The organism is Paraburkholderia sp. JHI2823 (genome assembly GCF_038900695.1).
In the GTDB taxonomy this organism is placed as follows: Bacteria; Pseudomonadota; Gammaproteobacteria; order Burkholderiales; family Burkholderiaceae; genus Paraburkholderia; species Paraburkholderia mimosarum.
In genome coordinates, this window is the sequence record NZ_JAYMRY010000289.1 from 1 (window position 1) to 432 (window position 432).

The window sequence follows — 432 nt, forward strand, 5'->3', positions numbered from 1 at the left end:
TGCGGATACAGCGCGAGCATCGGCGTCGCGCTGTATCCGCACGACGGGCAGGACGCCGATACGCTGCTGCGCAATGCGGACATGGCGATGTACCAGGCCAAAAGCACTGGACGCAATCAGGTGCATTTCTATGCCCCGGTCTATGAGCGTCAGGCCAAAGAACAACTCGAACTGGAAATCGCGCTGCAACGAGCGTTGCGAGCGGGCGGACTGAGCGTCGCCTATCAGCCCAAGGTCGATGTGACGGGAACGCTGCGGGGCGTCGAAGCGCTGGTCCGGTGGGCCGACGGGAAGCTCGGAACCGTGCCGCCGGACCGTTTCATCTCGATCGCGGAAGAAAGCGGTCTGATTACGGAGCTCGATGGTTGGGTGCTGGACGAGGCCTGCCGCCAGCTCGCCGAGTGGCGCGCCGAGGGCATCGAGGTACCGGGC

At 64.6% G+C, this 432-nt stretch carries 1 protein-coding gene; it reads left to right on the forward strand.

Annotated elements, in window-relative coordinates; translation table 11 throughout:
- Window positions 1-432 (forward strand): EAL domain-containing protein (locus tag VSR34_RS38705; RefSeq protein ID WP_342965272.1); only part of this gene is annotated, 432 nt, incomplete at both ends.